Origin of the sequence: Marinobacter sp. SS21, from assembly GCF_028369065.1 — a bacterium.
In the GTDB taxonomy this organism is placed as follows: domain Bacteria; phylum Pseudomonadota; class Gammaproteobacteria; order Pseudomonadales; family Oleiphilaceae; genus Marinobacter.
In genome coordinates this window covers 1-16,836 of the sequence record NZ_JAQNDA010000014.1, presented here as the reverse complement: position 1 = coordinate 16,836, position 16,836 = coordinate 1, and the positions used below count along the sequence as shown (strand labels likewise).

Annotated in this window: 17 protein-coding genes; 12 read left to right on the top strand and 5 right to left on the bottom strand. The window is 61.6% G+C overall.

All coding sequences use genetic code 11. The annotated features are described in order from the left end of the window. Positions 1-3: 3 nt before the first annotated feature. Genes N6L25_RS15925 through N6L25_RS15915 form a run of 3 tightly spaced genes read right to left on the bottom strand, consistent with a single transcriptional unit; the run spans position 4 to position 3,448 of the window. The gene (locus tag N6L25_RS15925) at positions 4-1,449 is read right to left on the bottom strand and encodes a VTT domain-containing protein (RefSeq protein WP_271982222.1); all 1,446 of its coding nucleotides are present in this window, start codon (positions 1,447-1,449) and stop codon (positions 4-6) included. After that, positions 1,446-2,444: a GGDEF domain-containing protein gene (locus tag N6L25_RS15920; RefSeq protein WP_271982220.1), complete on the bottom strand. Its 999-nt coding sequence runs from the start codon at positions 2,442-2,444 to the stop codon at positions 1,446-1,448. The genes N6L25_RS15925 and N6L25_RS15920 overlap by 4 nt, the downstream gene beginning before the upstream one ends. Then, positions 2,441-3,448: a GGDEF domain-containing protein gene (locus tag N6L25_RS15915; RefSeq protein WP_271982218.1), complete on the bottom strand. Its 1,008-nt coding sequence runs from the start codon at positions 3,446-3,448 to the stop codon at positions 2,441-2,443. The genes N6L25_RS15920 and N6L25_RS15915 overlap by 4 nt, the downstream gene beginning before the upstream one ends. 347 nt (positions 3,449-3,795) lie before the next feature. Here N6L25_RS15915 and N6L25_RS15910 point away from each other — a divergent pair, with 347 nt between their 5' ends. The 10 genes from N6L25_RS15910 (at position 3,796) to lipB (ending at position 12,926) form a co-directional block, all read left to right on the top strand. Beyond that, positions 3,796-5,052, top strand: a complete 1,257-nt coding sequence (locus N6L25_RS15910) for a glutamate-5-semialdehyde dehydrogenase (protein ID WP_271982215.1) — start codon at positions 3,796-3,798, stop codon at positions 5,050-5,052. A gap of 5 nt (positions 5,053-5,057) precedes the next feature. Next, on the top strand, positions 5,058-5,696 hold the full coding sequence (gene nadD, locus N6L25_RS15905) for a nicotinate-nucleotide adenylyltransferase (protein ID WP_271982213.1): 639 nt from the start codon (positions 5,058-5,060) through the stop codon (positions 5,694-5,696). A gap of 103 nt (positions 5,697-5,799) precedes the next feature. After that, complete coding sequence (gene rsfS, locus N6L25_RS15900; RefSeq protein WP_271982211.1) at positions 5,800-6,150, top strand: ribosome silencing factor; 351 nt, start codon at positions 5,800-5,802, stop codon at positions 6,148-6,150. A 6-nt stretch (positions 6,151-6,156) separates the two neighbouring features. After that, positions 6,157-6,627 carry a 23S rRNA (pseudouridine(1915)-N(3))-methyltransferase RlmH gene (gene rlmH, locus N6L25_RS15895; RefSeq protein ID WP_271982209.1) on the top strand — a complete coding sequence of 157 codons (471 nt, stop codon included), beginning with the start codon at positions 6,157-6,159 and terminating at the stop codon, positions 6,625-6,627. Between the two features lie 9 nt (positions 6,628-6,636). After that, positions 6,637-8,529: a penicillin-binding protein 2 gene (mrdA, locus tag N6L25_RS15890; RefSeq protein ID WP_271982207.1), complete on the top strand. Its 1,893-nt coding sequence runs from the start codon at positions 6,637-6,639 to the stop codon at positions 8,527-8,529. Beyond that, positions 8,529-9,671, top strand: a complete 1,143-nt coding sequence (rodA, locus tag N6L25_RS15885; RefSeq protein ID WP_271982205.1) for a rod shape-determining protein RodA — start codon at positions 8,529-8,531, stop codon at positions 9,669-9,671. The genes mrdA and rodA overlap by 1 nt, the downstream gene beginning before the upstream one ends. Before the next feature lie 235 nt (positions 9,672-9,906). After that, positions 9,907-10,734, top strand: coding sequence for a septal ring lytic transglycosylase RlpA family protein (locus N6L25_RS15880; protein WP_271982363.1), 828 nt, complete (start codon positions 9,907-9,909; stop codon positions 10,732-10,734). Between the two features lie 61 nt (positions 10,735-10,795). Next, a complete protein-coding gene (locus N6L25_RS15875) occupies positions 10,796-11,962 on the top strand; it encodes a D-alanyl-D-alanine carboxypeptidase family protein (protein WP_271982203.1) in 1,167 nt (388 codons plus the stop codon). Positions 11,963-11,993: 31 nt separating this feature from the next. Continuing rightward, the gene (locus N6L25_RS15870; RefSeq protein WP_271982201.1) at positions 11,994-12,263 is read left to right on the top strand and encodes an HP0495 family protein; all 270 of its coding nucleotides are present in this window, start codon (positions 11,994-11,996) and stop codon (positions 12,261-12,263) included. A 3-nt stretch (positions 12,264-12,266) separates the two neighbouring features. Next, a complete protein-coding gene (lipB, locus tag N6L25_RS15865; protein WP_271982199.1) occupies positions 12,267-12,926 on the top strand; it encodes a lipoyl(octanoyl) transferase LipB in 660 nt (219 codons plus the stop codon). Positions 12,927-12,940: 14 nt separating this feature from the next. On the opposite strand, the gene N6L25_RS15860 is transcribed toward lipB, so the two are convergent. After that, a complete protein-coding gene (locus N6L25_RS15860; protein ID WP_271982197.1) occupies positions 12,941-14,035 on the bottom strand; it encodes a GGDEF domain-containing protein in 1,095 nt (364 codons plus the stop codon). Between the two features lie 315 nt (positions 14,036-14,350). Between N6L25_RS15860 and N6L25_RS15855 the strand changes: the two genes are divergently transcribed. Continuing rightward, entirely contained in the window at positions 14,351-15,757 is a 1,407-nt protein-coding gene (locus N6L25_RS15855) for an ABC1 kinase family protein (RefSeq protein WP_271982195.1), read from the top strand. A gap of 9 nt (positions 15,758-15,766) precedes the next feature. Here N6L25_RS15855 and N6L25_RS15850 read toward each other — a convergent pair whose 3' ends face one another. Next, the gene (locus N6L25_RS15850; RefSeq protein WP_271982193.1) at positions 15,767-16,201 is read right to left on the bottom strand and encodes a YqaA family protein; all 435 of its coding nucleotides are present in this window, start codon (positions 16,199-16,201) and stop codon (positions 15,767-15,769) included. Positions 16,202-16,422: 221 nt separating this feature from the next. Here N6L25_RS15850 and N6L25_RS15845 point away from each other — a divergent pair, with 221 nt between their 5' ends. After that, positions 16,423-16,677 carry a GrxA family glutaredoxin gene (locus N6L25_RS15845; RefSeq protein ID WP_271982191.1) on the top strand — a complete coding sequence of 85 codons (255 nt, stop codon included), beginning with the start codon at positions 16,423-16,425 and terminating at the stop codon, positions 16,675-16,677. Positions 16,678-16,836 lie beyond the last annotated feature (159 nt).

Genomic DNA, 16,836 nt, shown 5'->3' with positions numbered 1-16,836 from the left:
TGCTCAGCCGAGCGCTGGGCCGAGCGCGTCCGGGGCCGCTCCGGTCAGATAGCACATTGCCAGACCCAGCCACAGCAGGCCGGCGAGTATCAGGGTGACGTCTGGCCAGATTGGGATCTGGTCGTAGCGGCTGTAGCTTGCCCGTACCAGCCCGCAGATCGACAACCCCAGCAGGATGCCGCCGATGACGTCGCTGAGCCCGTGTCCGCCCAGGTATAGCTGGCTGATTCCGACCAGCACCATGGGCAGGCTTAGGGTCAGGTAGGTGCGCCAGCGCAGGTGGCGGGGTTGTTCGCGGGCAATAAAGCTGGCCAGGAGACCCAGGAAAACCGTGATCCCGGCGGTGTGGCTGCTGGGATACGTGCTGTGCTGCAGCGCCGCCGCCGTTGCGTCCAGCCCGGGAGTGGCCGCCCCGGTGTTTATGATCCACACGCTGGTGGCGGCCAGTGACAGTGCCGCCAGGGCATGGGCCGCCGCCGCGTAATAGCCGCGGAACCAGAGTGTCAGCGTCGAGAGCAGCCCGCCAGCCGTCAGGATCACCGGATTACCCAGCGCGGAGAGCAACGTCATGGTTGATTCCAGCAACGGATGCCGGAGACCGGAGAAGAAGCGCTGGGCGGCCTGATCGGCGGCGGTCAACCATTCCATGTAGTGTGTCAGCAATGTCCACAAGATGAGCAGGGCGCCACTGCCCAGCGCCAGCATTAGCGAGGGCAGCGGGAACTCGCCGGCGCTGGCTGGGCGCTCGCTGGTGAGCAGGCGCCAGAACTGGTGGGTGCTGTTGTAGCGGCCCATCCAGCTGGCTAGGCGGGCGTACAGCCGGCTGTCGCTGCTCAGGCCGAGCTGTACGCGAAACAGGATCAGATAGATCAGCGACAGGGTGAGCAGGCTGATACCCAGTACCGGATAGAAATGGCGCGGCAGCGTCAGCTCGCTGCCCAGGGCGCTCCCAACCAGGAAGCCCGGCAGGATGTACACGGGCGCCCAACCGATGGCAGAAATGATATTGAACGCCAGGAATCGGCGCCAGGGCATCATCAGCGCACCGGCCACCAACGGTATGATTGGCCGGATCGGGCCCACGAATCGACCAATCACCACGCTTTTGCCGCCATGCTGACGGAAGAGTTGTTCACCCTTGTGAATGACCACCGGGTATCGGCTGAAAGGCCAGACCTGGTCCAACCGGCCATGGAACTGCCGGCCCAGCCAGAAGCTGGCACCGTCCCCGGCCACAGCCCCGAGGCCGGCCCACAGCAGAGCCTCGCTCAGGGGGAGACCGGACTGGCCGGCCAGCGCCGCAACGCCAAACAAAATGGCGACGCCGGGCACCAGTATGCCGGCAATGGCGAGGGATTCGAGGAAGGACACCAGAAACAGGGCCAGTACCAGCCAGGCTGAATTCTGCGCCAGCCAGTCGATCAAGGGTTGTAGCCAGTCGACGCTCATGCCTGTTGAGGAGTTCCTGCGCTAAACCAGGTATTGTCATGCCCCCGTTTGTGGGCATCCTCCAGGGCCTTGGCGGCGCGTTTGCGCAGGGTGTCCGCCAGATTGTCGCCGGCAACGCGGGTGGTGCAGCCGACACTGACCGTGACCCGGCCCACAATGGGCCACTCCTTTTCGGCGAAAGAGCGTCGAACTCGCTCGGCGATAACCCGGACACCTTCTTCCGGTGTGTACGGGAATAACAGGAAAAACTCCCCGTTTCCCAGTGTGTAGAGGGTGTCGCCGGCACGAATAACGCCGAACAGGTGCTGGGTCGCTTCCCGATAAAACGATGCCAGGCCGTCCTCGCCGTGCAGGTCCAGGGTTTGCTCCCGGTAATCCAGGGCCAGCGTGGCCACGGACAGCGGGTGGCCGGTGACGTTGCTGCGACTGATTTCTTTCTGCAGCGTTTCGTCGAGAAAGCGGGCGTTGTGGGCGCCGGTATTGGGATCGATGATGGCCAGATCTTCAGCGGACTGGGTCATGTGGTCATACTGCCAGATGTACAGTGAGCCACAACTGAGCAGGATGACGGCAGCGAAGCCAACGAGGATGGCTTCCGGCAGCGGGTCGCGACTGATCAGAAAGCCGATCAGCAGTCCGGTGCTCAGCAGCGACAGGACCGTGCCCTGGCGCAGCGGCAGGATCAGCAGGTTCAGCAGGATCGCCGGCAGGCACCAGTGGCTGATGTTGGTATCTTTTAGCGAGAACAGCGCGGCGAGGATGATGGCGTTGATCGTGGCCAGAATAAACAGGTGGCCGGGCGCGCGCAGCTGTTGGCGGCGGGCAAGGGCCGTGTAGGCGAGCCCAGCCAGGGTCAGTGCGGTCAGACTGACGGCCAGGTAGAACAGTTGGTAGAACCCGTAGCGGAGGTTCTGGATTGCCAGCGATGCAAGGAACAGCGTGGCGATGCCATAGCCGCTCAAGTGGGTATAGGTGCGCAGTCGGGTTTCGGTCACTGTAGGTGCCCCTTGGCGGTCGAGGTCTGGGGGTGCGACCAGGTGCTGTAGGACTGTACGCGGTTGCCCCCCTGTTGTTGCGCCCGGCGCAGGGCATTGGCGGCAGACTGCTGCAGGCTGTCGGCATCATCGCCGATGTTGAGGCCGGCAATACCGGCGCTCACCGTCAGGTTCAGGTCGTACGACGTCAGTAAGGTGCCCAGGCCCTTGCGTATCTGCTCGCCCCGGCTGGCCGCCTCGGCGGTGGCAATGCCTGGCAGGATGACCAGGAACTGGAGATCGGCAACTCGGTAATAGGTGTCGAAATCCCGCAGCTGGGAGTGCAGGAAGCGGCCAATCCGCGGCAGGATTGCGCGAATGTCCTCGTCCGGATCCTGGTCGCTGAGATGCAGGTCCAGGCCGATCAGGATCACCGCCATATCGGTGCCTTCCCGCTCGCTGCGCTGGATTTCCTTGTGCAGGTCGGCGGACAGATACTCCCGGCTGGCGGCTTGGGTCAGCTCGTCGGTGCGTCGCAGTGGCGCTAGCTGGCGGTTTTTGTATTCGCGCAAAAAAATCAGGATGCCGGAGAGGCAGAGGGTCAGCAACAGTGAGCTGATGAACTGGTGTCGTTCCGGCAGCCCCACGGCCGCCTGGTTGGCCGCGAGGATCGAGACGGTGCCGAGCAGGGTCAGTAACGCGGCCCAGCTCATTGGCAGCAGGCCAAAGGCGATCAGGGGCAGGGCATAGAGCCAGTGGCCCATAATCCACGGCGACAGCCAGAGGCTGACGCACAGGGTTAGCACCAGCGCGAGTAACAGCGCCCAGCTCATGGCTTGCCAGGGCTGTCGTGACCGGTCAGGGCGGAAGGCGGGGGTGGCCCAGACCAGGGTGGCGCCGGTGATTGCGGCGATGGCTGCGATCCCGATGCCCTGCCAGGCGGTGAATGCGCCGAGCGCCAGCAAGGCGGCGAAGCTGAATCGGGCGAATCGACTTAACAGGAATAATTCGGCCATTTGGCTCATGGTGTCCGTCCTATCCTCGGCGTCCATCTGCTTTCAGCATACTGCAGGAACTGGCCTTTGGCCTGCCGGGTGCCGTGAGTGCCTGCGTTTGCGAGCCTGGACTTGCCAAATTGCCGTTCTGTGTTGATACCACCCGATGGCTTGGCATCGGGTGGTGGCGTTCAAGGGGCCGGTTCAGTGCGGCCTCAGCAGCGGTATAATAAAGCAACGTCGGCATAAGTCGAACCACCCCGCACCAACGAGGTGGTTTTGTGGGGGCATTGCTGGTTCTGCCAGCGTGCGTTATGGGGGCTGGCGATGTAAAGTGAGGCCCTGTTTCAGATCGATACTTTGATAAGGGTGTACCGATGGATATTGCAGGATACATGGCGGAGGTTGGTGAACAGGCTCGGGCGGCGGCGGCCCTGGTGGCGCGCTCAACCACCGCTGTGCGTAACCAGGCGTTGTTGGCCATGGCCGAGGCGTTGGACGCTGCCCGCGGCGAACTGGCAATGGCCAATGGCAAGGACCTTGAGAAAGGTCGGGAGAATGGGCTTGACCCGGCCATGCTCGATCGCCTGGAGTTAACTCCTGCCCGCATCGACACCATGATCGAGGGGTTGCGTCAGGTGGCCGCGCTGCCGGACCCCATCGGCCAGATCACCGATATGGCCTATCGCCCTTCCGGTATTCAGGTAGGACGTATGCGGGTGCCGCTCGGGGTCATCGGCATCATTTACGAGTCCCGCCCCAACGTCACGGTCGAGGCGGCCAGCCTGTGCCTCAAGTCGGGCAACGCCACCATCCTGCGTGGCGGCTCCGAGGCGATCCATTCCAACCAGGCCATAGCCGGCTGCATTGCGCGCGGGTTGGCGGACGCCGGTCTGCCTGAGCAAGCGGTGCAAGTGATCAAAACCACCGACCGGGCCGCGGTGGGTGAGCTGATTACCATGCCCAAGTATGTCGATGTCATTGTACCCCGCGGCGGCAAGGGGCTGATCGAGCGGATCAGCCAGGAGGCCCGGGTGCCGGTGATCAAACACCTGGACGGCATCTGTCATGTCTACATCGACCGCTTCGCGGATGCCGAGAAGGCGCTGAAGGTGGCGGTCAATGCCAAAACCCACCGCTATGGCACCTGTAACACCATGGAGACCCTGCTGCTGGACCAGGACGTTGCCGCCGATATGCTGCCGGCGCTGGCGGAAGCCTTTATCGCCAAGGGCGTGGAATTGCGAGGGTGCGAGCGGACCCGGCAGGTATTGCCGGATCTGATCGCGGCGACGGAAGCGGACTGGGGCGAAGAGTATCTGGCCCCGATTCTCGCGATCAAGGTGGTTGACGGCCTGGACGGCGCCATCGCCCACATCAATCGCTACAGCTCCCAGCATACCGACAGCATCATCACGGAAAACTACACCCGCGCCCGCCGTTTCCTGACCGAGGTGGACTCCAGTTCGGTGATGGTCAACGCCTCGACCCGGTTCGCCGATGGATTCGAGTATGGCCTGGGCGCTGAAATCGGGATTTCCACGGACAAGATCCACGCCCGTGGGCCGGTGGGCCTGGAAGGGCTGACGTCGCAGAAATACGTGGTCTTCGGAGACGGCCATATCCGGACCTGATGCCCATGCATGTTCTCTACGGTGGCACCTTCGATCCCGTCCACCACGGTCATTTACGGCTCGCGGTGGAGCTGCGGGAGCGGTTGGGCGTTGCGGAACTGGCCTTGGTGCCGTGTCACATGCCCCCGCACCGGGGTGATCCCGGTGGCAGCAGCGCTGACCGACTGGCACTGCTGCGGCTGGCGACTGCCCAGGAGCCGGGGCTGGTGGTGGACGACCGCGAGCTGGTGCGAGGCGGGCCATCCTACACCGCCGAAACCCTGGGTCAGCTGCGTACTGAGCTGGGCGCGTCGGAACCGCTGGTGATGGTGGTGGGCAGCGATGCCTTCGCGGGCTTCGAGCGCTGGCGGGATTGGCAGGCGATACCCGGGCTGGCTCATATCGTGGTCGTTCATCGCCCCGGTGCCGAACTGCCCCGGCACGGAGTGGTGGCACAGCTGATGCGGGACCGCGGCTGCACATCGGTTGCCGAGCTGCACCAGGCCCCTTGTGGTCGCATCCTGCCGCTGACTCTGCCGTTGCTGGAAATTTCCGCCACCTCGATCCGGGAGCGGATCCGGGAAGGGCGTTCGCCGCGCTACCTGGTGCCGGATCGGGTGTGGCAGGAAATTCAGGCCCGGTCACTGTATGGCGCCGGCCGCTAAGGCGGCAATGCATCTGCCCTCCTGGCGCTCTTTAATGCTACAATCCGGACTGACAGGACTATAGGTTGCACCCGTCCCGGGGTAACCGCTCAACAGGGTGACTATGCAGGCAGAGCAGCTGAAAAACTTGGTGGTAAATGCGCTGGAAGATGTGAAGGCTCAGGATATCAGCATCATCGATGTGCGAGACCGCACCAGCGTTACCGATTACATGGTGCTGGCTTCCGGCACCTCCAACCGACATGTCAAATCACTGGCCGATTCGGTCATCGAAGAAGCGAAAGACCAAGGCGTTCGGGCTGCCAATGTTGAAGGGGCCAGTGCGAGCGACTGGATCCTGGTCGATCTTGGCGACGTTGTTGTGCATGTGATGATGCCGGCAACCCGCGAATTTTATGACCTCGAGCGCTTTTGGCGCGATGCCCCGGATCTGGGCGCGGCAGGCAGCGAGTAACTTGCCGTGCGGCTCCGCATGATCTGCGTCGGGCAGAAGATGCCCGACTGGGTGAACCAGGGTTATGCCGACTTCGCGCGGCGGATGCCAGCGGAGCTCGCCCTTGAGCTGTCGGAAATTCCTTTGGCCCATCGCGGCAAGAATCCGGACGTTCCCCGGCTGATGCAGAAAGAAGGCGAAGCGCTGCTGGCGGCAGCCGGCCCCCGTGATCGGGTGATCGCCATGGAGGTGGGCGGGCGTTCCTGGTCCACCGAGCAGTTGGCGGAACAGCTCGAGAAGTGGCAGTTGGACGGTCGGGATGTCAGTTTCCTGGTGGGCGGTCCAGACGGTTTGGCACCCGCTTGCCGAGACCGTGCGGACCAGCATTGGTCGCTGTCGCCGTTGACCCTGCCGCACCCGCTGGTGCGTATTCTGCTGGCCGAACAGCTGTACCGGGCCTGGACCATTACCCGCAACCATCCCTATCACCGTGCTTAGGTAATCACCATGCCCTGGGGCGAATTCAAAGACACCGCAGCGGAGCGGCGCCTGTTTCAGCGGCGTACTCTGGTGGTGTTCGGCTTCGTGGTGCTGATGCTGGGTGGCTTGCTGGGCCGTATGTACCAGCTCCAGGTCCTTGAGCACGACACCTACACCACGCTGTCCGACAAGAACCGCGTGCAGGTTCAATCGGTGGCGCCAACCCGCGGCTTGATTTACGATCGCAACGGCACCCTGCTGGCGGAAAACCGGCCGGTATTCAGTGTCACCATCGTGCCCGAGCGGGTGTCGGATATGGACACCACCCTCGCCCAGCTGACGCAATTGCTGAGCATTTCCGAGGAAGACCTGGAACGTTTTCAACGCCGCTTGACCGAACCGCGCCGGCCCTATCAGGAACTGCCGCTGCGCTACGACCTCGATGAGCAGGAAATCGCCGCGTTGGCGGTGCACCGCCACGAGCTACCCGGGGTTGAAGTGTCTGCGGAACTGGTTCGTTACTACCCCTATGGTGAAATCACCTCCCATGCCCTGGGCTATGTCGGGCGCATCAACCGGGAGGAGCTGCAGCGGATCGATCCGGTTAACTATGCCGGCACCAACTACATCGGCAAATCTGGCATCGAGTACTTCTACGAGGAGAAACTGCACGGTCGGGTCGGCTACCAGCATGTGGAAACCAACGCCCGCGGACGAACCCTGAGGGTATTGGAGCGTGAAAACCCGGTTCCCGGAGAAGACCTGCGCCTGCACCTGGACCTGCAACTGCAGAAACTCGCCTACCAGCTGTTGGACGGTCGCCGCGGAGCCATCGTTGCCGTTGAACCGACCACCGGAGGGTTGCTGGCACTGGCCAGCGTGCCGGGTTTCGATGCCAACCTGTTCGTGACCGGGATCGGAGTTGCCGCTTACCGGGAATTGAGCACATCGCACGACAAGCCGCTGTTTAACAGGGCGTTACGCGGCCAATATCCGCCAGGCTCCACCATCAAGCCGATGATGGGCATTGCCGCCCTGGACAGTGGCGTAACGACTCGCGACCGGGTCGTGTGGGACCCGGGCTACTTCCAGCTCCAGGCCGGAGGGCGGCGCTACCGGGACTGGAAGCGTGGCGGGCACGGCTGGGTGGATCTGACCGATTCCATCGCCGAATCCTGCGATATTTATTTCTACGATGCCGCCGTACGGATGGGCATCGACACCATGCACGACTACATGGACCGATTTGGTTTCGGTCAGGATACCTCGCTGGACGTCAGCGGAGCCCTGTCCGGATTGTTGCCGTCACGGGACTGGAAGAAGGCGGTCCGTAACGAACCCTGGTATCCGGGTGATTCCGTTAACATGGGGATTGGCCAGGGGTTCCTGTTGGCTACCCCGCTGCAGTTGGCCACCGCCACCGCGGTTGTTGCCAATCGCGGCACCTGGGCCGAGCCCCGATTGCTGCTGGATGTGGTCGGCGATGATTCGCTGGAGGCGGTGCTGCCGGAAACGACTAGGGAAAGTGTGGTCTTGAAGAACCCGGACGATTGGGAATTCGTGGTCAACGCCATGGCGGAAGTGATGCATGGCCGTCGCGGCACGGCGCGACGGGCCGCCTTGGGGGCGCCCTACCGGATGGCGGGTAAGACCGGCACCGCGCAAGTGTTCAGTTTGGCCCAGGATGAGGAATACGACGAAGAGGAGGTTCGTGAGAGGCTGCGGGACCATGCCCTGTTCGTTGGATTTGCCCCCCTGGATGAGCCCAAGATCGCCGTTGCGGTGATAGTCGAAAACGGCGGCAGTGGCAGCGGCACGGCTGCGCCGGTGGCCCGGGCGATGTTTGACGCCTGGCTGCTGGGCTTCCCGGAAGATCCGGCGCCAGTGGTCATCGGTGCCCACTCGGAGGGGGGCGAGTAATGCTGAGTAAGAGTCTGCTGGGACAGCCGCCAAACCGAGGCCTCGGAACATCTCGCAGCATCTGGGCGGTGCTGCACCTGGACCCGCTCCTGCTGGTGCTGCTGCTGGTCCTGGTCAGCGGTGGTCTGGTGGTGCTGTACAGCGGGGCCGATCGGAACATCGAGGTGGTCAAAGCCCAGGGCGTGCGCATGGCGGTGGCCTTTGTAGTGATGTTGGTCTTCGCCCAACTGGACCCCTCCGTATACCGGCGCTGGGCCCCCTGGCTCTACTTGGTCGGGCTGGGCGCGTTGTTGGCGGTGTTGCTGTTCGGCGTGGGGGCGAAAGGTGCTCAGCGCTGGCTGGCGTTGCCAGGGTTGCCGCGGTTCCAACCGTCGGAACTGATGAAACTGGTGGTACCGATGATGGCGGCCTGGTTTCTGTCCCGGCATTTCCTGCCACCCCGGTTGACCCATGTGGCGGTCTCACTGGCCATCGTACTGATACCCATGGCGATGATCATCCAGCAGCCCGACCTGGGAACCGCTTTGCTGGTGGGTACCGCGGGCTTGTTCGTGGTGTTTTTTGCCGGCATTAGCTGGAAGTTGATTGGCGCTTTTGTTGGCATGGCCTCGGTGGCGGCGCCACTGATGTGGTTCTTCGTCATGCGGGATTATCAGAAACAGCGGGTACTGACCCTGCTCGATCCGCAAAGTGATCCCCTGGGCGCGGGCTGGAACATCATTCAATCCAAGACCGCCATCGGTTCTGGTGGCTGGAGTGGCAAAGGCTGGCTTCAGGGGACCCAGTCGCACCTGGAGTTTTTGCCTGAGAGTCACACCGATTTTATCGTCGCGGTATTGGCGGAAGAGTTCGGGTTTGTTGGCATGCTGGCGTTGATGGCCGTCTACCTGTTGATTCTGATGCGTTGTCTGTACATTGCGGTGAACGCTCAGGATTCGTTCGGTCGCTTGCTGGCTGGCGCGCTGACCATGACCTTCTTCATCTATATTTTCGTCAATGTCGGTATGGTCAGTGGGCTGCTGCCGGTGGTTGGGGTGCCGCTTCCGCTGATCAGTTATGGTGGTACTTCGATCGTGACCCTGATGGCTGCTTTCGGCGTGTTGATGTCGGTGCATACCCATCGGCGGATGATCTCGGCCTGAGCTAGTTGCATTGGCGAGGTGACCGCCGGGTAATGGTTGTGGTCATGGCGCCATGCTATGGTATCGCTGCCCGACCTTGCGGCAGCGTGCCGACAGGACACCACGATAGACGCCGTTAACCGGTATGACACAGCCTCGCCCCTGGTAGCGAAGGCCTCTGGACAGGAACTGGTAGCCAGTGAACACATCAGCAGTCCGCCGCAATGCCTTGACCGGCACCTGCCTCATTTTGGTGATGGCCGTGGTTTCCGGCTGTGCCTCGTCGCCCAGCTCGTCCTCCCGCTATGCCTTGAGTCAGGACCGTGCGCCGTCCGGCGATTTTGATGCCTCGGGGTTGGCGGATGCGGTACCCCGCTACGAGCCCCGGCGTGCGGCGGGCAACAAATCGCCGTATACCGTGTGGGGCAAACAGTATTGGGTGCTGGACAGCGCCGCTGGCTACGTCCAGCAGGGCACGGCGAGCTGGTACGGCGAGAAATTTCATGGTCACAGGACCTCCAATGGTGAGGTCTTTGATATGTATGCGATGTCGGCGGCGCACAAGAGTCTGCCGATTCCCTGCTATGCCCGGGTGACCAACCTGGAGAATGGGCGCAGCGTGATTGTACGGGTCAATGATCGGGGGCCATTTTACGGCGACCGGCTGATCGATCTGTCCTATGCCGCTGCGATCAAACTCGGTTACCAGGGTCAGGGCACCGCCCGGGTGGAGGTGGCTGCCATCACCGTGACGCCGGATGGCGCCTTGACGGTGGCGGGGGAGTCGATGCCGGAGGTGGGCTCGGTTGCCGGTGGCGGGACTGGTCCCGGCGCTGACGGCGCCATGGCGCTGTTCCTGCAGCTGGGCTCGTTCAGTCACCAGGCGCCTGCTCAACTGATGGCGGAGCAGGCCGAGGCTGTTGTGGCATCCGCCGTTAGGGTGCGGGAAGTCGAGACCGCCGCCGGGCGTTTTCACCGTGTTCAGGTTGGCCCTTTCCAGAATGACGGAGAGGCCCAGAGGACGCGGCGGGAGCTGGAGGCCCGCGGCTTTGAGGAATCAATTCTGCTGACCGACACCCGTTGAAGTTTGTACGGCCCCGGAGCCGGATCTGATACAAAACCGTCAACCAACTATGAATGGACCCATGGCACACATCACCGTAATTCGATCTTTCGTTACCGTCCTCCTGCTCACCCTGCTACCTGCGTGGGTGAGCGCGGCGCAATCCATGTTGATTCCGTCGCCGCCTCAAATCGGCGCCAGCTCTTATGTGTTGATGGACCCACACAGTGGCCGGATCATTATGGAGAGCAACAGCAATGAGCGTTTGCCGCCGGCCAGTTTGACCAAGATGATGACCGCCTACATCGTTGAACGGGAACTTGCCGAAGGCCGGATCGGCATGGACGACATGGTGCCGGTCAGCGTCAACGCCTGGAAAACCGAGGGCTCCCGGACGTTTGTGCGGGAAGGCACGCAGGTGAGGGTGGAGGAGCTACTCAAAGGTGTGATCATCCAGTCCGGCAACGATGCCTCGGTCGCCCTGGCGGAGTTTGTTGCTGGTAGCGAGGGGGCCTTTACCGACATCATGAACCAGCAGGCACAGCTGCTGGGCATGCGGGACACCCGCTTTGCCAACGCCACCGGGCTGCCGGCCGCGGATCACTTTTCCACCGCCCTGGACCTGGCGGTCCTGGCCCGGGCGATCATCAACGACTACCCGGAAAACTACGGCATTTACGCCCAGAAGCACTTTACCTACAACAACATCCGTCAGCCCAACCGCAACTCCCTGCTGTGGCGCGACCCGAGCGTTGACGGTCTGAAAACTGGCCATACCGATGAGGCTGGCTACTGTCTGGTGGCCTCAGCCCTGCGCAATGACACCCGTCTGATCGGCGTGGTCATGGGTACCTCCAGCAATGCGGCGCGGTCCCAGGAAATGCAGAAGATGCTCAATTATGGCTTCCGCTATTACGAGTCGGAGAAGCTGTTTTCCGCAGGCCAGCAGTTACTGGAGAGCCGGGTCTGGGGTGGTCAGGCCAATGAACTGGCCATCGGCGTAAAGGATGAGGTATTTGTCACCATTCCTCGCGGTTCCAAAGCGTCGCTCGAATCGGTGGTCGACGTCGATACCGTGATCAAGGCGCCGGTGTCCATTGGTGACGAAGTGGGCCGGGTTCGGGTGACCTTGAACGGTGAAGTCTACGTTGATGAGCCGGTGCTTGCCTTGCAGGATATTCCCGAAGGCGGTTTCCTCAAGCGTTTGTGGGACGCCATCAAGTTGTTCTTTATCCAGCTGTTTTCATGACAGCGGTCGACGTAGCGGGAGCTAGGGAATCATGACCGAACCGAAAGCGCCAAAGATAGAATTTCCCTGTGACTACATGATCAAGGTGATTGGCACGGCGGCACCGGATTTTCGCGAGTTTGTTGTTTCGGTGGTCGAGCGCCATGCACCCGGTATCAGCGAAGACCGAATCTCGGTCAACGATAGCCGGAACGGACGCTTCACTTCGGTCCAGCTGACCATCGTGGCCACCGGCGAGGCGCAGCTACAAGCGCTCTTTGAGGAACTCAAGGCCAGCGGCCGGGTTCATATGGTGCTTTGAGCCATGTCCGAACTGGTTGTGCGAAATCTGGGGTTGCAGCCCTATCAGGAAGTCTGGGAGGCCATGAAGGCCTATACCGCGGATCGTGATGACCAGACCCCGGACGAGCTTTGGTGCCTGGAGCATCCACGGGTCTACACCCAGGGTCAGGCCGGCAAAGCCGAGCATATCCTGGCACCGGGTGACATACCGGTGATCCAGGTCGACCGGGGCGGACAGGTCACCTATCACGGGCCAGGCCAGTTGGTGATCTACCTGATGCTGGATCTGGGGCGCGCCAAACTGGGGGTTCGAGTCCTGGTGGATCATATCGAACAGGCCATCGTCGAGGTGCTCGGCGAGCTCGGCATAGAGGCGGCGCCCCGTGCCGACGCGCCTGGGGTCTATGTCGGCAGCGCCAAGATCGCGTCACTGGGGCTGCGGGTGCGACGAGGCTGCTCCTTCCATGGGTTGGCGTTGAATGTGGACATGGACATGACGCCGTTTGCCAGGATCAATCCCTGTGGTTACGCCGGCATGTCGATGTGTCAGGTGGTGGATTTTGCGCCCGACGCCTCGGTGGCATCGTTGGCCCAGAGCCTGACCCAGGCGCTGAGCCGGCGGCTGGCGGCCGATCATGTCAAAGCCCTGGACGGCTGGCAGGGGCTGCGTCCCGCCAGCTGATTCACGCTCCCGGTTCAGGCAGCGGAGTGCTGGTTGATGCCTCCGCACACCTTGTTGCGGCCCTCACTCTTGGCCTGGTAAAGGGCCTCATCGGCGCGCTGCAACAGCCGGTCGATGGACTCTGCGCCCTGAATCGTAGCGACGCCGACGCTGATGGTGGCGCTAACGGCCTGGCCCTCGAACTCGATGGACTGAGAGGCAATGGATTCGCGGATGCGATTGGCGATTTTGACCGCCACCGCGTTCGAGGTTTCCGGCAGCAAGACCAGGAACTCCTCACCACCCCAGCGGGCCAGGGTATCGACCCGCCGGCATTCCGCCTTCAGGGTGTTGGCCACCAGCAGGATTATCCGGTCTCCAGCCTGATGGCCAAAGTTATCGTTCACACTCTTGAATAGATCAATGTCCATCAGCAGCGTGGAAAACTCACGGCGGTTGCGCAGGTAACGTTCGTATTCATCATTCAGCCGGGCATGACCCTCGCGGCGATTGGCCAGACCGGTGAGGGCGTCGTGCTTGGCCGCGTATTCGAACTGATTGGCCAACTTGATCAGGCCGAGTTTACTGCGCCGTCGACTCTGATCCAGTACGTAGCAGGTGGCCATCTCAAAGCCCAATATGATGATCATATTCAGGCTGAAACTGGCACTGTAGGGCGTATCGACAATGGCTTTGCCCACTGGCGAAAACAGCAGGGCCAACCCGCTCCAGCCCCCGATGCAGGCAATGATGCCAACCCGGGCATCGCTGATGTAGAACACGAGGGGTGGATAGGCGAATAACCACAGCACTCCGGTCCCATCCTCAATGGCAGACAACGCCAGGAAGGAGAACAGAGCGGTAATAAGCACGATAAAGCCCTGCTGCAACCGGGTGCCGTTGTGGCTACTGAGATAGACCAGGCTGTTGGCCGCCAGCAAGGATGCAAGCAGAAGGAGCGCGATGACATTGAAGGATTCCGCTCGCAGATAGGCGCGGAAGGCGAAGAAGCAGAGGACCGGCACCGCTGCGCAAGTGAGCCAGGTGATCAGCACCGGAACCGGAATTTCGCCCTTCACCCGGAACTCGGCGAACTGATGATCGGGGCGCTGGTTATTCAGCTGAGGCATACGATGAGTTCACTGTTATTGTTGGATCGTGCTCTAGATAGCGTTTTTATTGGTGTTGTTGATCTCCAGCTTAACGCCAATTGGCAGGATCGAATGTAGAATATCGTAAACTTATTGAAGTTGACGTTATTTTAACCCCTCGTTTGGTTAAATGGCATCCAATCAGCCGGGTTCATTGGCTCGGGCGTCGGTGCGTTCCGGGCACCGCTGTGTCCAGATGTGCGTGGGATATCCGTATAATGCTTTAGTGAGGGTTTCCATGGGCGGTGAACGTCGCTCGGGCAACCGCGATGCACCATGATCGGAAAGGAATTCATGACTTCCAAGCGACAAGGCAGCACAGTATCCCGCATCAAGACCGGCAGTTTTGAACGTCGTCTCTCCCTGACCCGGGCCGGTTTGTTTGCGGGCACCCGTATGGCTTCCCACATGGCCACCAACTGGTTCTCCAGCAAGGAAACCCGGGAGCAGCGCCATCGCGCCATGCTGTCCAATCAGGCCGAGTTCCTGGTGGAGGAGCTGGGAAAGCTCAAGGGCAGTGTCGTCAAGATCGGTCAGGTCATGGCGCTGTATGGCGAGCACTTCCTGCCCGAGGAAGTGACCGAGGCACTGCATACCCTAGAGGATCAAACCACGTCGCTGGCGTGGCCGTCGATCAAGGCGGTCCTGGAAGCGGAACTGGGCGCGGGCCGGCTGGCCGAACTGGACATTGATCCAGACCCCATTGGCGCCGCTTCGCTTGGCCAGGTACACCGTGCCCGTCGTCGCAGCGATGGCCTGGAGTTGGTCTTGAAGGTGCAGTACCCAGGGGTTGCCGATGCCGTTGACAGCGACCTGAACGCGGTGGCCCAGTTGCTGCGTATTGCCCGTCTGGTATCCATCGGCCCGGAATTCAACGACTGGCTCGAGGAAGTGCGGGAGATGATGCACCGGGAGGTGGACTACCGCCTCGAAGCCCGTACTACCGAGCACTTCCGCAAGATGCTGGTGGATGACGACCGGTTTGTGGTGCCCAGGGTGCTGGCCGAGTATTCCACCGCCCATGTCATCGCCTCCACCTACGAAGCCGGGCATTCGGTCAGTGCCGTGGCGGTCCGGGATTTGCCTCAGGAACGTCGCAACAGGCTGGGACAGGCGGCTCTGGAACTGTTCTTCAAGGAACTGTTTGTCTGGGGCGAGATTCAGACCGATCCGAATTTCGGAAACTATCGCATACGGATTGCCGGTGAACCGGGCTCCGAGGCCGGGCACGACCAGATTGTGTTGCTGGATTTCGGGGCCGTGCAGAAGTACCCCGACAGTTTTCTGCAGCCGGTGATTGCCATGATTCGGGCTTCCTACGAGGGCGATCGGGACGGGGTTATCGATGGCGGAGTAGCATTGCATTTCATGAGTCGGGATTGGCCCAAGGAGGTGCTGGGGACCTTCGCCGAGGTGTGCATGTCGGTACTGGAGCCGCTGAGTTCCGAACGCAGCAAATGGCCGGATAACGCGGTCAACGAGCAGGGCGAGTACCGTTGGAAGCAGAGCGATCTGCCGTCCCGGGTGGCTCGCCAGGCAGCGCGTTCCGCCATCAGTCGCTATTTCCGCATCCCGCCCAAGGAGTTTGTGTTCCTCAACCGGAAGCTGATTGGGGTCTACACCTTCATCGCCGTGCTCTACGCCGAGTTCAATGGCGAAGATCTGTTGGCCGCTTACTTGTACCGGGATCGCTCTGCCTGATCACCGCCGTTAGGGCTGGTACGTCGTGGACTGGAGCACCAGCCACAGCACCACGGCGTACCGAATGCCCTTGCCCATGGCCACCAGTACCACGAAGTTCAGCCAGGGTACGCGCATGATGCCGCCAATCAGCGTGAGTGCATCGCCCCCGATGGGGAGCCAGCCAAACAGCAGCGACCACTGGCCATAGCGGTTAAACCGGTCACGGGCCTTGTCCAGCTGCGCCGTGGAGAAGGGGAACCAGCGCTTGGCCTTGAAGCGGTCGACCTGCCGGCCGATCAGCCCGTTCACCACCGAGCCCAGTGTGTTGCCCAGGGTCGCCCAGAACCACAGCCACCACAGCGAGTAACCCTGCAGTACCAGCCCGCCGAGTAACACCTCGGAATAGGCCGGCAGCAGCGTGGCCGCCAGGAAGGCCGTGGTGAAGAGGCTCAAATACGCCAAGGGTTACTCCTCTGCCGGCAGGAACCGTGGCACATAAGGCCTGAATGGGCCCCGGCGGCAACGGGTCTCGGTTCGGGATTGAGTGAGACTATGAGCATCATGCAAATCGGCAAGTATCATTTTTGATGATGGGCTGCCATGATAGCATCCGTTGTTGAATCTGCGGGTGACCCGAGCAATGGGCGTGGTCACCGGCGTGCACCGTTGCTGGAGGTTGATAAATGGAGCGCGTGACAATTTTTGGTCGTCCGTCTTGTGGTTTCTGTGTCCGGGCCAAACAGCTGTGTGAGATCAAGGAGCTGCCATTCCGCTTCATCAATATGCTCGAAGAAGGCATTAGCAAGGCGGACCTGGCCCAGACCATCGGTAAGCCGGTGCAAACGGTGCCGCAAATTTTTGTCGGTGACCAGCACGTGGGTGGCTATACCGAATTTTCCGCGTTTCTCCGCCAGCAGACCGAGACTTCGGTCAGTTAAGCTGCTGCCAGCTGCCAACAAAAAAGGCGCTCATCAAGAGGCTGTGTGAAAACAGTCTCCGAAGCTGGCAAAATAACCGCGACATGGTTCGCGGTTATTTTTATGAGGCACAAGGAAGGCACACCTCGCAGTCAGACGCTTCTGCTCCCCCCGAGCGTT

Coding starts and splice junctions, on each gene's coding strand:
- N6L25_RS15925 (WP_271982222.1), bottom strand. CDS start 1,449: ATGAGCGTCGACTGGCTACAACCCTTGATCGACTGGCTGGCGCAGAAT.
- N6L25_RS15915 (WP_271982218.1), bottom strand. CDS start 3,448: ATGAGCCAAATGGCCGAATTATTCCTGTTAAGTCGATTCGCCCGATTC.
- N6L25_RS15910 (WP_271982215.1), top strand. CDS start 3,796: ATGGATATTGCAGGATACATGGCGGAGGTTGGTGAACAGGCTCGGGCG.
- nadD (WP_271982213.1), top strand. CDS start 5,058: ATGCATGTTCTCTACGGTGGCACCTTCGATCCCGTCCACCACGGTCAT.
- rsfS (WP_271982211.1), top strand. CDS start 5,800: ATGCAGGCAGAGCAGCTGAAAAACTTGGTGGTAAATGCGCTGGAAGAT.
- mrdA (WP_271982207.1), top strand. CDS start 6,637: ATGCCCTGGGGCGAATTCAAAGACACCGCAGCGGAGCGGCGCCTGTTT.
- rodA (WP_271982205.1), top strand. CDS start 8,529: ATGCTGAGTAAGAGTCTGCTGGGACAGCCGCCAAACCGAGGCCTCGGA.
- N6L25_RS15880 (WP_271982363.1), top strand. CDS start 9,907: ATGGCCGTGGTTTCCGGCTGTGCCTCGTCGCCCAGCTCGTCCTCCCGC.
- N6L25_RS15875 (WP_271982203.1), top strand. CDS start 10,796: ATGGCACACATCACCGTAATTCGATCTTTCGTTACCGTCCTCCTGCTC.
- N6L25_RS15870 (WP_271982201.1), top strand. CDS start 11,994: ATGACCGAACCGAAAGCGCCAAAGATAGAATTTCCCTGTGACTACATG.
- lipB (WP_271982199.1), top strand. CDS start 12,267: ATGTCCGAACTGGTTGTGCGAAATCTGGGGTTGCAGCCCTATCAGGAA.
- N6L25_RS15860 (WP_271982197.1), bottom strand. CDS start 14,035: ATGCCTCAGCTGAATAACCAGCGCCCCGATCATCAGTTCGCCGAGTTC.
- N6L25_RS15855 (WP_271982195.1), top strand. CDS start 14,351: ATGACTTCCAAGCGACAAGGCAGCACAGTATCCCGCATCAAGACCGGC.
- N6L25_RS15845 (WP_271982191.1), top strand. CDS start 16,423: ATGGAGCGCGTGACAATTTTTGGTCGTCCGTCTTGTGGTTTCTGTGTC.